The sequence below is a fragment of the Pseudomonas marvdashtae genome (assembly GCF_014268655.2).
In the GTDB taxonomy this organism is placed as follows: domain Bacteria; phylum Pseudomonadota; class Gammaproteobacteria; order Pseudomonadales; family Pseudomonadaceae; genus Aquipseudomonas; species Aquipseudomonas marvdashtae.
On the sequence record NZ_JABWQX020000001.1, the window covers coordinates 4117168 to 4130739 of the forward strand.

Below are 13572 nucleotides of genomic sequence, written 5' to 3' on the forward strand. Positions count from 1 at the left end.
CTCTCTCGCTTGGCTGACCGTCAGTTAAACGGAACGTTGCGAGAGCTTTAGCAATACCCGTGCCGAAAAAAAACCGCCTGAAAATCAGGCGGTTGCAAAACAGGCGTCAATCATCCGCCTGTTCATCTCCTTCGCGACGGCTCATGCCGTACTTACGCATCTTTTCTACCAGGGTGGTACGACGGATGCGCAGGCGTTCTGCGGCGCGGGCCACGATGCCGTTGGCGTCGTCCAAGGCTTGCTGGATAAGGCCTTGCTCCAGGCCGCCCAAGTAGTCCTTGAGGTCCAGGCCTTCCGGCGGCAGCAAGGCGTTGCTGGTGAAATCCGGCGTATGGCCGTTGATCGCCACGCGCTCTTCCAGGTCGCTGCGCAGGCTGTCGACCATTTGCTCGTCTTCATCGTCGACGTAGCGGAATTTCTTTGGCAACTCGGCGACACCGATCACACCGTAGGGGTGCATGATCGCCATGCGCTCCACCAGGTTGGCCAATTCCCGGACGTTGCCCGGCCAGCCATGGCGGCACAGGGACATGATCGCAGCCGAGTTGAAGCGAATCGAACCGCGCTTTTCATGCTCCATGCGCGAGATCAGTTCGTTCATCAGCAACGGAATGTCTTCGACCCGCTCACGCAGCGGTGCCATTTCGATAGGGAACACATTGAGACGGTAATAGAGGTCTTCGCGGAAACTGCCGACCTCGATCATGCTCTCGAGATTCTTGTGGGTCGCGGCGATGATTCGCACGTCGACACTCTGAGTCTTGTTGCTGCCCACGCGCTCGAACGTACGCTCCTGCAAGACGCGCAGCAGCTTGACCTGCATCGGCAACGGCATGTCGCCGATTTCGTCGAGGAACAGCGTGCCGCCGTTGGCCAATTCGAAACGCCCGGCGCGACTGGTGATTGCACCGGTGAAGGCGCCCTTCTCGTGGCCGAACAATTCACTTTCCAACAGCTCGGCGGGTATCGCCCCACAGTTGACCGGCACGAACGGCGCTTCGCGGCGTTTGGAATGGTAATGCAGGTTGCGCGCAACCACTTCCTTGCCGGTGCCGGACTCACCCAGGATCAGCACGCTGGCGTCAGTGTCGGCCACTTGCTGCATCATCTGGCGCACGTGCTGGATCGCACGGCTAGTGCCGACGAGGCTGCGGAAAAGATTGGGTTCGCGATGCCGACCGCGCTCACGAGCTTGGTCGTACATTTCACGGTAAACCTGGGCGCGGTGCAGCGAATCAAGCAATTTGCTGTAGCTGGGCGGCATTTCCAGGGTGGAAAGTACTCGGCGGCGCTGGTCTTCAGGCAAGTCGAGAGAAGAATTTTCACCCATTAACAACACTGGAAGGAACTCATCCCAGGTTGAGAGTGTCTTTAGCAAGCCCAAAAGCGACGCGGGGGCATTTACGGTCCCAATAAGGACGCAAATGACTTCACGACTGGAGGACAGAGAGCCGACAGCCTGCTGCCAATCATGGCTACCGCAGGGCAAATTTTCTTCGCCAAGAAAATTGAGGATCACCGCCAGGTCACGGCGGCGGACGCTATCGTCATCGATCAGGAGAATTTTGGTTTCACGCCACATGCAATAGCAACTTCCCTAGTCAACTCAGTGCCCGAATTTGGGGGCAAGCTAGACGCTTGCAGACTTGTCATGCCTGTAGACGCCTGAAATCTGTAAACAGCCACTAGTTAAGTCAAAAAATCGTGCACAGTCAAATTTATGGCGCACTTTGTTCGGGTTAATTGAAAATTAAATCAGCCGAACAGGTGATAAACCTTCGCCGCGTTCTGTGCCTGATGAATCTGCGACATCTCGTTCACGATTGCCTGACGCTCTCCGGTCGCCGCTTCCAGCAAATTGCGGTAGACCCCTAGTAACTCTTCCAGATTACTACGCAACGCCGCCTCGTCCACCTCGGACTCGCTCATGACGTCTTCCATGCAGGTACGGCACGCCAGGTCCAATTGACCAATGGCTTCCCAATTTCGCTCGGCCAGGGCATCAACCAGGGCTTCACGGGTTTGTTCGATTCGCTGCAGGGCAAGACTCATGGGGAGCACTCCTTAGAATTGCGGACCAGGCGTGGCAATGGCATCCCAGCCTTCCTTGACCGTGCGAAGCAGATCAGTGACTTCGTCGAGGATCTTCGGATCGGCCTTGACGTTGGCTTCGGCCAGGCGTTTCATCATGTAAGCGTAGAGAGCATCCAGTTCCGCGACCGACTCGGCCCGATTTTCCAGGTCCAGGCCCTCACGCAAGCCACCGACGATGCCGATGGCCTTGCTGATTAGAATGCCTCTGTTTGCAATATCCTTGCGCTCCATCGCGCCCTTGGCCTGGGCGATACGGTCCAACCCGCCTTCCATGAGCATCTGCACCAGACGATGGGGACTTGCTTCGGAGGTTTGCGCTTGGGCGCCAATCTTCTGGTATTGGCGAAGGGCCAACATCGGATTCATGTTCTACCTCATCAAAAAACTTCGGTTCGTATAAACAGCGTATCGACGCCGCGTCAAAAAACTTTAGACCGAAAAGCCAAAAGCCCGGAACGTTGTCAAAACGTTGCCGGGCTTTTTTGCATCGGTGAAAAATCAGCTGTTTCTCTGTTGCGCCGTCATCGCCTCAAACATCGAGGTGATGTTGCTCGCAGTGGCCTTCAGCTTGCCGACCAAGGTGTCCATATCGTTGTACTTCTTGGTCAGCACGGCGGTCAGGGTCTCGACCCGACGATCCAGCGCCTCCTGATCGTTTTTCAAGCGAGTCTGGGTCCTGGTCAGCGCCGTGTTCCGCTGATCGAGGATGCCACCCGTCTGGCTGAAGGGTTCGATCGCCTTGCCCATGCGCTCCAGCAGACCGTTGGTGCCCGTGAACAACGTTTGGACTTCACCGCTGAGCTTTTTATCGTTCATCGCTTCGGTGAATTTGACGCTATTGAAATTCAACGCACCCGTCTTCTGATCGGTGGTAATACCCAACTGGGCCAGCGACGTCAGCGCGTCGCCAGCGCCGGTTTCCGACAAGGGCGTTCGAATCGCCGCCAGCAGCGAACGAGGCAATGCGTCACCGGTCAATTTTGCCGGCACCGTCAGCTTCCCATCAGCGTCGAGCGACGGCTTGGTCAGTGCGGTGATGCTATTGGCGATTGCGTTATAGGCATCGACGAATTTCTGGATCGAGGCTTTCAGGCCATCGTTGTTCGGCGCCACGGTAACGGTTGAAGTGCCGCCGTCCGCTACTCCGAGCAAATTCAACGTCAATCCGGAAATCGCTGTGCTCACCGTATTGCTCTTGCTGGTCAGCACCATGCCATCGACGGTGAAGTTGGCATCCTGGGCCAGGGCACCAATGGCGCCCGCGGACGTAGCCGTCAGCGCGGTATTGTTGGCGCCCACAACGTTCGTCCCATCGATCTCCAGCCCCGCGATGCCGCTCACCGAGATATCGGAACCTGCGCCGGTCGTGGTTGAACCCAGTACCAGACGCGAACCGAAAGAATCGGTAATGATGTTCGCACTGACACCGGCTGCCTTGAGCGAAGAGTCGGCGTTGATCGCGTCGCGAACCGATTGCAGGGTGGAACCATCCGGCACATTGAGGTTGTAGTTAACCCCCTTCTGCGAGATGGTCATCGCGCCCGAGGGGATCGCACTGGTCGTCCCACCAGCGAAGGCCGCCGACGTGACCTTGGAAGCAGTCGCCAGGTTGGTGACTTTGATCGCGTAAGTGCCATTCACCGCCGAGTTGCTGGCGGTAGCCGTGAGAACACCGGGAGCTGAAGATGTCGCAGCAAAACCCGAGAATTGCGGGGTCGTTGTGCTGGACAAGTCCTTCATGGCGGTATTGAAAGCTGCCAACAACGACTTCAGGGTTCCCACCCCGGAGATGCTATTGGTAGTCGTCGTCGTCGCTCGGGTGATCTGACCTTGCTTGGCCGCCTTGTCGGAATCGACCAGAGCCTTGACGATTGCGCCGGTATCAAGGCCAGAGCCTAGACCCAAGCCAGGTAGAATTGGACTTGCCATGTGGGACTCCCTTCAGTGTGTCGCCGGCCTTTTGACCTTTACAACGCCCAAAAGAACATAACAACAAAATTCGTGCCGGTTGTCAGGCTTCAGCGCTGAACAACAAGCTGTTTGCATCATTCAAACTGTTGGCCAGTTTCAGAACTTCTTCGTTCGGGATCTGGCGAATCACTTCACCGGAACCACTGGCAATCACTTTGACCACCACTTTGCCTGAAGGCTCATCAATAGAGAACTCCAGGTTGCGCTTGACCGACTGAACGAACTTCTCGATTTCCTGAACGGCTTTCTTGAGTTTGTCCTGCTCGGCGGCAGCGTCTTTAGGCGCTTCCTTGACCGGGGTCACGGTAGCAACCTCGGCTTGAGGCTTCTCCACGGGCTTGTCGGCCACTGTAGGTGCCGGCTTCGCCGCTGGATAAGACAAGTTCAGCTTCACGCTCATATCCATGTCCATCACCTCTTGAACGGAAAAAGCGAGAGAGCACGCAAGCGCACTCCCCCGCTAAAACTCATCCGGCTAATTACTGAAGCAGCTTCAGTACAGCGGACGGCAGTTGGTTGGCCTGGGCCAGAACCGAAGTAGACGCTTGCTGCAGAGTCTGCTGTTTGGTCAGTTGTGCAGTTTCAGCAGCGAAGTCGGTATCTTGTACGCGACCCAGTGCAGCACTGGCGTTTTCGTTGATGTTCTGCAGGTTGGAGATGGTGCTGGAGAAACGGTTTTGTGCAGCACCGAGGTCGGCACGGGCACTGTTGATGGTGTCGATCGCGCTGGTGATCGCGTCCATGGCTGCCGAGAAGGCGGTTTCAGCAGCGGCGCTGTCGGAACCAAGGATGGTGACTGCCGAACCAACACCCAGGCTCGTAGCGTCGAAGCTGGCGCTCAGGGTCAAGGAGATCTGGTTGTCAGCACCGGTGTTCGAGCCGACCTGGAAGGTCATGGTGCTGGCGGTACCGTCAAGCAGGTTCTTGCCGTTCAGGTTGGTGCTGTTGGCGATACGGGTCAGTTCGTCGCTCATCTGCGAGAACTCTTTGTTCAGAGCGATACGGTCATCTGCGCTGTTGCTATCGTTACGGGACTGGATGGCCAGTTCACGCATACGCTGCAGAATGTTGGTCTGCTCTTGCATCGCGCCTTCAGCGGTCTGCGCCATGGAGATACCGTCGTTGGCGTTTTTGATCGCCATGGTCTGACCGCGGATTTGCGAGGTCATACGGGTAGCGATCTGCAGGCCGGCGGCGTCGTCTTTGGCGCTGTTGATTTTCAGGCCGGAAGACAAGCGAGTCATCGAAGTGGAGAGAGCGTCGGAAGCCCGGTTGAGGTTCTTCTGAACGTTCAGCGATGTGGTGTTGGTGTTTACTGTTAAAGCCATGACGAATTCCTCGTTGGTTGGGTACTGCGGCTTCCGGCCCTTGGCAACCGCCGGGGTGTGGCCTAGAGAACCTTCGTAATAGTTATCGTCGGATTAGGAACTTGCTTGAGGGCTTTTTTCAAAATATTTGCTAGCAGACTGCCACCCCTTGTGAAACAAGGGTTTAGCGGCTGGCAAAGGCCCGAAAAATGGCGCCAGGAAACCGCAGGACAGGGTCACGGACAAAAAAATAGCGCTTCAGGCGAACCAGAAGCGCTATTGGAAGAACAGGGGTCGAATCAGTCGCGATAGAGAATCGCCGAGCCCCATGACAGGCCAACACCGAAACCGCTGATCGCAACGCGCTTCCAGTCGGCATCCAAGACGTGCTTTTCCAGCAGCAGCGGAATGCTCGACGACACGGTGTTGCCGGTCTCGACCATGTCCTTGATGAATTTCTCTGGCTCGCCCTCGAAGCGCCGGGCCACGGCATCGACAATCGCCGCACTGCCCTGGTGGATGCAGAATGCATCGATGTCGCTGGCTTGCAATGAGGATTCATTCAACAGTTCATGCAAATGAGCCGGTACTTTCAGCAAGGCGAAGTTGAACACCTGGCGACCGTTCATGAAAAACACGCCGTCGCTGACCTTCAGGTGCGGCGCGCCGGATCCGTCGGTGCCGAACTTGGCCTTGCCCAACTGCCAGCTCGCGCCTTCGGCCATCCAGGTGGCGGTGGCGGCATCGCCGAACAACATCGTGGTGTTGCGGTCTTCAGGGTCAACGATTTTCGAATACGGGTCAGCGGTGACCAACAGTCCGTTCTTCAATCCCGTGGCCTCCATGAAGCCTTTCAGGGCGTAGATGCCGTAGACGTAGCCCGAGCAACCCAACGAGATATCGAACGCCGCCACATGGGTCGGCAACCCAAGCTTGTCCTGCACGATGGCAGCCGTGTGCGGCAGCCCCTCTTCGTCACCGTTCTGGGTGACAACGATCAACGCGTCGATTGATTCGCGCGAAAGCTGCGGATTGTTGGCGAACAGTGCATTCACAGCTTCGACACACAGGTCCGACGTTTCCTGGTCGACGTCTTTGCGCGGCAGGAATGCCGAACCAATCTTGCCAAGGATGAACTCTTCATCCTTCTCGAATTTGGCACCCTGAGCGTAGTTATCCACACCAGCGGTCGGCACATAACTCGCTATGCTTTTTATGCCAATCATCATGGCTTCCCGATCATGTACTGCGACTAGGTTCACCCCCAAAAGCTCAGGGGCGCTTTAAAAATGGTTGATTTCCGAGGGGCGGACGCCTTGTCCGGCGAACGAACAGGCCTCCACTCCGGGGAATACAATACAGTGAAGATGCACTTTGTGACCTATGCGTCACGCCGTTTTGTTCTGGAAAGGCATTTTTTCATGACAAACGAAGCTCCCGCGATGGCACGGGACGCCGAAAACAAATTCGGGATGGCGGCGTGATTCGCAAAAGATGCCAGCAGGTTCTTGCCTGCCGACATCTATGGAAAGCCCCGCAAGGCGGGGCTATGGGGCAGGTCAGTTGAGCAAGTCGGTCCAGGGTACGTTGCGCACCGGGCCGAGGGCGAAACCCTCGCCTTCCAGCGCCAGGTTGCCGTTGTAGAACCGATCCTGGGCAAACGCCCCGAACCACTTCTCGCGCAACGCCGCAAGAGCCTGCGGCGTACTTGCCAGCACTCCGGACTGGATAACCTGCACATGGGGCGTCCATACCGTTAGATAACCAGCCTGACCGACCCTCAGGCACAAGTCCACGTCACCCAAGGCATCGTCGAACAGCCCGCTGTCAACGCCATCAGCCGCTTCGAATAACTGCTTGGAAATCATCAGGCAGGCAAAGGACACCGCCGAACAATTCTGCTCGACCACCAACCGGTTCATATAACCTTTGGCGGTCTTCGGCTCGCCGACGAATGCCGAGCCAACGCCGTCATTCAAACCCAGGATCAGGCCGGCCTGGGTGATACTGCCATCACGCTCGACCAGCTTGGCGCCGACCACGCCAACTTCCGGGCGCAACACTTGGTTGAGCAGCGATTCAATCCAATTGACGTTGACCACTTCGCTGTCGGCCGCCAGTGTCACCAGATAATCGCCCTTGGCTTCCTGGCTCGCAGCGTTGATCAGCGTCCCCGCCGCGACGCCCGCGTCGATATCCAACAGCCGAACGCGACTGGCCAGGTGTCCCTGGCCATCGAGCCAGGTGCGCAGCACGGAATGGTTTGCGGCCTCGGTGGGAACCAGTACTTCGTAACGCTGATATCGGGTGCGCTGCAGTACGCTGAGCAGGCAACGTTGTAGCGCCGTAAGATCGCCGATGCCATGGACGATAATCGACACCAGGGGGCGCTCGGCAAAGCGGTAGTCGATTTTATGCGTACCCGGCACGACCGCGCTCACGTCGGCTTGATAACCGCGAACCGCCAGGTGACGCAGCAAGGTCTTGCGCTCATCGGCGTTGTCTTCCACCGCCAGCGCCTGGCAAGTCAGCAGCGGCTCATCCAAATGGGCAAGCCCGTCCAGGCCGTCTTGCTCGATCAAACGCAACAGCAGATCGAACTCCATCGCATTCTTGAACTCGCGCGAATAACCGCCGAGCCTTACCAACGTCTCGCGGCGTACCAGCCAATGACGGGCCATCAAGGCCGGGGCGCTTTGCAGCAAGTCAAGGTTGAACCCTGGCCGAAAGACATCGACCAGCGTCCCGTCAGGCTGGCGCTGGAACTCGTCCATTGCCACGGCTTGGCATTGTGGTGCGGCCAGTAATTCCACACCCGCGCGGAACAGGCCGCCCGGCGTCAATTCATCACCGGCCTCGGCCATGACCATCCAATCGCAATCGCTCTGGTTGACGACCTGATTGATTTTGTCGACGTAATTGCTTTCGTTGACTCTCACGAAATGCAGGACGTTCTGTGGCGTCGTCTCGGCCGGCAGGGCACCGGTGGTAAACACGACGATCTTGAACGCCCGGCAATAGCCATTGATGATGCTGTCGAAGGTTGCCTGCATCTTAAAGACGTCGGCTTCCAAATCCAGGATCAAAATACCGAACGTGGGGCCACCGTTACGAGCGGCCAAGTATTTGGATACTTGATGGGTTTCCCTGGCGCTGGGTTCACGCGCCTCGAGCCAGCGCAGCAATTGACCTGAGCGCGTGGTGTCGAACAGCCTCGCGGTATTTTCAAATGCTGCCGCCTTGAGCCGTTGCACCCAGGCCTGGAGCACTTGCACGTAACGCTTGTCACCCTTGGCCTGCATAACCTCGAGCAGGTGCTTCACCAGATCCTGGTTGAAGGCATAGCTCAGGAAAGCCCTCGCCAGCTGTTCATCAAGCGGCTCGGCGCTGGTGTTGCGCTGGAGGCGAGACAGCTCCTTCTGCTTGAGCATGACGGCTTCCAGCTCCTTCAACTGCACCTGCCCGCTTGGCGCCGCATGAAGCAGGAATTCCAGCGACGTGAGCACGTCGAAAAAAGCCTGGTTGTAAAAGGGCAACTCAACGTATTGCGTCGGCTCGAAACGCCGAACCGGTTCGCCGCGCCGCGAATCCCAAGTCGACTCGAACAGTTTTTCTGTTTGCGGTACCGAACGCTCGCCCAGCTTCTTGACAATGATCTTGGCCTGTTCCCGCGCCGTGGCATCCGTGCCGAAGGCACTGGCCAAGGCCGTGGCAAAACGCTCCTGTTCAGCGACCGCACGCATGTCCACGGAGCCAGGCGCCGTGGTGACCGAGCCCTGTGGCTTCACCACGCGGCTGCGCTCCTGCACCCCATAGGGAATGTCCAGCAAGCGGACCCTTGCCTGGGCCACCACTCCATAGGAATGGCCGGCCTGCTGCAATCGCGAATCAAAACCGGCGGGCAACGAAGCGTAACTGCGCCGCAGGGTTTCAGTGCGCGTAAGTGCGCTCACCAACGATGGGCAATCCTCGGCGAACACGGCCAGCCGGGCTTCGGCCGATGCGCCGGAATAATCCTCACAACCCTTGCGATCGAGCAAGTAATAGTCGACACGGTCGGCATGGGCCTCGAACGCCAGGCTGTAGCCTTGGCAGGCACCGTACTCGGCGTGTGCTTCGAGGAACATCAACGATTGTTCGAGCGCTTGGGGCAGCAGGAAACTCTCGGCATCGGCAATCGCCAGGTAAGGCGTAGACACCCGCTCGACGGCCTGGCGAACCTTGTCACCGAACCCACCCGCCGTGGGCGCGTGCAGGTATTGCACGCTGGGGAATGCTGCCGCGATCCCAGCGTCAATCAGGCTGGATGAGTCGATCACCAGCACGGCGAACGAACTGTCGCGATAGTGGCGCAACGCCCGCCGCAGGGCAGTCGACTGGTCGTGGGCGAGCAGCACCAGGGTAAACCGTTCATTCAACGGCGCAGTCGATCCTGTTGGGACATTGCTTTGCATATTCATTCCTTAACAAGTGGGTGGCCGCACCAGCGACACCGGGAGTTTCGTGGTTGAAACTCATCAATCCGGTAGCCAACCATTGGCCCAGTACTGCAGGTTATCGCCGCGCAAGACAAAGTCGCGCAGCACCACTTCACGTAATTCGTCGCCCATCCGGTAACTGGCAATCGGATCCGCCAGGTGCATGCGGATGGCCTCCAGCCATTCTTCGGTGCTGTTGGTGAGGACCCGGGTACAAGGCAGGTGCCCCCGGTAAGCCTCGGTATCCGAACAAATGACCGGATAGCCACACGCACCGTATTCCAGCAGGCGAAGGTTACTTTTGCAGTCGTTGAAAATATGAAATTCCAGCGGCGCCAAGGCCAAGTCCAGATTCAGGCTGGCAAGTTTTGCCGGATAAAGCGACAGGCTCACGCCAGGATGAAACTCATGGATATAGGGCTTGAGCAAGTCGGGGCACATGCCAAAGAACACCCATTCAACTTCGTCAGCCAATTCCCGAACGACATCGGCGATGAGTTCCAGGTCGCCACGGTGGCTGGTGCCGCCGCCCCAACCGATACGCGGCTTGCTGGAGGTTGCACGCTGGCTCCTGAGCTGATTCCACAGGCCGGCCGCCAGCATGTTCGGCACCACGCGGATGTCGTGGTGCATGCTGGACAAGACGTCCGCCAGCGGATGGGTGGACACCACGACCCGATCACACAGGCCGACTCCTCGGCGCAGCAGGTCCTCGAGATTGTCCGGCATATTACGCCTGTGCTCGTTTTTCTCCGGGATCCTGGCCACATAGTCATCCAGCTCGTAGATGCGCAGGGCCTTGGAGTAATTCTTGACCTGAGTGATGTCCTTGAATTTACCGGTGTTATAGCGGCCTTGAAGCACGATCACATCCGGTGATTGACGCTCGATGTCGATGATCGAAGGCATGTCGTAGGCAACACGTCCCACAATTCGACCCGCCGCTTCCAGTTCGAACAGCGGTTGGCTGACCCGGTAATGCCCCACCGCCGAGGTGTTGAGCGCCAGCCCCAGGATCGAAGGTACGTTGCGGGCGATCAACGGATTCCATCCGGTGCGTGGGCCGGGCTCAAGACTGAAGCTTTTCCCGACCAGGGTCAGGTTACGGTTGTAGGCAGGATCGTTGGCGATCCTCGGCAACCAGCGCTGATAGAACACCTCTTGCTCATGCTCTAGCCGCTGCTTCCACGAAGGATCACGAGTCGCTTCCACGCCGGACGCCAGCACGACATTGCTGTAAGGTGTAGTGACGATCAAGTAACCATTTTTTCCGACCTGCTGGCACAACTCCAGAGAGTTGATGCCCTGTGTTGTGATCGTCTCGTCAAACCCGCCCACCTCCCCCAGCACCTGCTTGCGCACCAACAGACAATGATCGCCGACGGCGCTCCAGTTCTGCACCACCTGCAAGCGTTGCATGTAGCCGCCAGACGTCACCGGTTCGTTGACAAAGGCCCTACCCGCCAAGCCACCCAGCCCCATGATCAAGCCGGAGTCGATGACCCGGCCTTGCAGGTTGAGTGTGCGAGGGCCGACGATACCGACTTCAGGACGCTGCCCATGATTGAGCAGTTCATCCAGCCAGGCCGCTTCACAAACGACGCAATTGGGGTTGAGCAACAACAGGTACTCGCCGCGGGCCTGTTGCGCGGCGAAGTTACGGACCACCGCCTCGCTGGCACTTTCGGAGTGCACGAAGATTCGCAACTTCTCGCTGCCCAGCTCGGCCATGGCCTGCAGCCAGTGCTGCAACTCGGCGTTTTCACTGGCGTTATCGACAATGATGATTTCATAGTGCGGATACGCGGTTGTACTGATCAGGCTGTTGACGCAACGCTCCAGCGCGCTCAGATCATCCTTGACGCTGATGATGATCGACACCAGTGGACACTCGGCGAACAGGTACTCGATGCGTGGGATCAACGCCAGGAGCGACCCTGGGTGAAGCCGGTGCGGCACGCCGATACGCTGTAGATGAGCGCCGATCAGCCCGACGTTTTGCTGGATGACTTCCCGCAGGGATAGCCATTGGGCGAACGAAAACGTCGACTCGACCTGGACTTCTGGAATATGACCAATGACCTGCGGTCCATCCGTTTCCACCAGCCGCCAGATCAAGTCATGGGGCGCCAGTTCGCCCAGGCTCGAATCAAACCCACCCGAGGTCAGGAACCGCGCGCGCTCGAAAGCCAATGTCCGACCGACATAGGGATAACCGCGCATCAGGTCGAGATTGAAGTCGGGCTTGAAGATCGGCTCCGCCGACTTGTCATCCACCAGCGCACCTTCATCACTGTAGATACAGGCAGCACTTGGTGAACTGACAATCCGGTCGGCCATGATCAGCAGCGCGGACTCAGTCAAGCGATCGCCGGCACGCAGCAGGTAGAACCAATCGGCGCCGTCCAGTTGAGGCAACAGCCCATTGAGCTGCTGCGCCCAGTCCGTTTGCAGACCAAGGCGCAGGACATGGTTGTCCATCGTCTGGCGACCGTTGGACAACAGCAGCACCGATTCGCAGGCATAGGCTTGGGCAGCGATGCTCTGCAGGGTAATGCTCAACGCATAAGGATCGTCATGCTCGTCGATAATGACGGGGACGATCATCGGACGATAGGCCCAGCGGGCGATCTGCCGGGACAAGACTTGCTTGCGCAACGAACTGAAACGCCGACACGCCAACCACTGGGCATAAAGGTCTGCATAGCTTTCGGTGTCCGTACCGACTTGCGAACCGATAACGCCCTGACGAGTTGCAAGGATCGAGTAGACGTTGATTTCTTCCCACTCGGGCGCCCCTGGCTCCTTGGCCTGCCCCAGCGCCTGGTAACGTACCCAGCCACTGGCTGGCGCCGGCTCGCCGCTGCGCTGAGTCAGCATTTCCTTGAGCCATGTCAGCTCAAGCGTAGCCGCCGTAATCATCTTGGGCTGACGACTCAAGCGTTCCGGATACAACCGCTGGACGCTGCCCACGGAGCAAAGCTCGACCAGATTACCGCGGCGCAACAGGCAGATGAACAACGCGAAGTCGAGTACAGCTTCAAAGCCTTCACCGACCTGCGCCAGCGCTGGCAACAAGGTCTCGACATCCAGACGGCGCATCAGCGCACCACTGAAACCACCGAGGATGTTACGCGGTGATTTTTCAAAATACGCTAACAGGTCGTCGCCTTTGAACATCGCATCGAATAGCGTGATGCCGGTGTTTTCCAAGCGGACCGGTAAGGCATAGCTGTCGGCATCGACCAAATGATGCTTGTTGATCACCAGCGAGACTTGCGCATGCTCCTGGAGGATGGCCGCCTGTTGACTGACGCAGTACGCCAGCAACTGGTCGTCGTCGCAGAGGAACTTTATGAACTCGCCCCGGGCCTCCTCAAGACAGCGCAACAGGTTCTGCTGGAACCCAAGCCGAGTCGGGTTACGCAGGTAGCGCACTGAAACATTGGAGCCTGTGCCAAGTTCTTGAACGATCTGCTCGATTTCATCGGTGCGACAATCGTCGCAGATGACAATCTCAAGATTTTCGTAGGTCTGGTCGAGCGCACTTTGCAAGGCAAGATTGAAAAAGCATGGATTGAACGCGGGGATGGCAATGCTGACAAGAGGAGCTGATTTCACACGCTTGGCTCTCAACCGGTGGGCGCCAACTCAGGCGAGAGCAGGACGTCCTGAATCGTATAAAGGAACGGGTCAGGGACCGCTTATAACGTCACGGTCCC

The 13572-nt window shown here is 57.9% G+C and carries 9 protein-coding genes; all 9 read right to left on the reverse strand.

The genetic code is table 11. The features are described 5' to 3' along the window. Positions 1-106 precede the first annotated feature (106 nt). Entirely contained in the window at positions 107-1582 is a 1476-nt protein-coding gene (locus HU742_RS18635) for a sigma-54 dependent transcriptional regulator (RefSeq protein ID WP_030141088.1), read from the reverse strand. A gap of 173 nt (positions 1583-1755) precedes the next feature. Continuing rightward, entirely contained in the window at positions 1756-2052 is a 297-nt protein-coding gene (fliT, locus tag HU742_RS18640; protein ID WP_186643012.1) for a flagellar protein FliT, read from the reverse strand. Positions 2053-2064: 12 nt separating this feature from the next. Beyond that, positions 2065-2460 (reverse strand): flagellar export chaperone FliS, encoded by a 396-nt coding sequence (gene fliS / locus HU742_RS18645; protein ID WP_186643011.1) that lies wholly within the window; start codon positions 2458-2460, stop codon positions 2065-2067. A 132-nt stretch (positions 2461-2592) separates the two neighbouring features. Further along, positions 2593-4023, reverse strand: a complete 1431-nt coding sequence (gene fliD, locus HU742_RS18650; protein WP_186643010.1) for a flagellar filament capping protein FliD — start codon at positions 4021-4023, stop codon at positions 2593-2595. 82 nt (positions 4024-4105) lie between these two features. After that, the gene (locus HU742_RS18655) at positions 4106-4471 is read right to left on the reverse strand and encodes a flagellar protein FlaG (RefSeq protein WP_027912743.1); all 366 of its coding nucleotides are present in this window, start codon (positions 4469-4471) and stop codon (positions 4106-4108) included. Positions 4472-4544: 73 nt separating this feature from the next. Further along, positions 4545-5393, reverse strand: a complete 849-nt coding sequence (locus HU742_RS18660; protein WP_186643009.1) for a flagellin domain-containing protein — start codon at positions 5391-5393, stop codon at positions 4545-4547. A 278-nt stretch (positions 5394-5671) separates the two neighbouring features. Further along, a complete protein-coding gene (locus HU742_RS18665) occupies positions 5672-6598 on the reverse strand; it encodes a ketoacyl-ACP synthase III (RefSeq protein ID WP_186643008.1) in 927 nt (308 codons plus the stop codon). A gap of 333 nt (positions 6599-6931) precedes the next feature. Then, the gene (locus tag HU742_RS18670; protein WP_186643007.1) at positions 6932-9826 is read right to left on the reverse strand and encodes a TIGR00180 family glycosyltransferase; all 2895 of its coding nucleotides are present in this window, start codon (positions 9824-9826) and stop codon (positions 6932-6934) included. A gap of 63 nt (positions 9827-9889) precedes the next feature. Then, positions 9890-13471, reverse strand: coding sequence for a glycosyltransferase (locus HU742_RS18675; RefSeq protein ID WP_186643006.1), 3582 nt, complete (start codon positions 13469-13471; stop codon positions 9890-9892). Positions 13472-13572 lie beyond the last annotated feature (101 nt).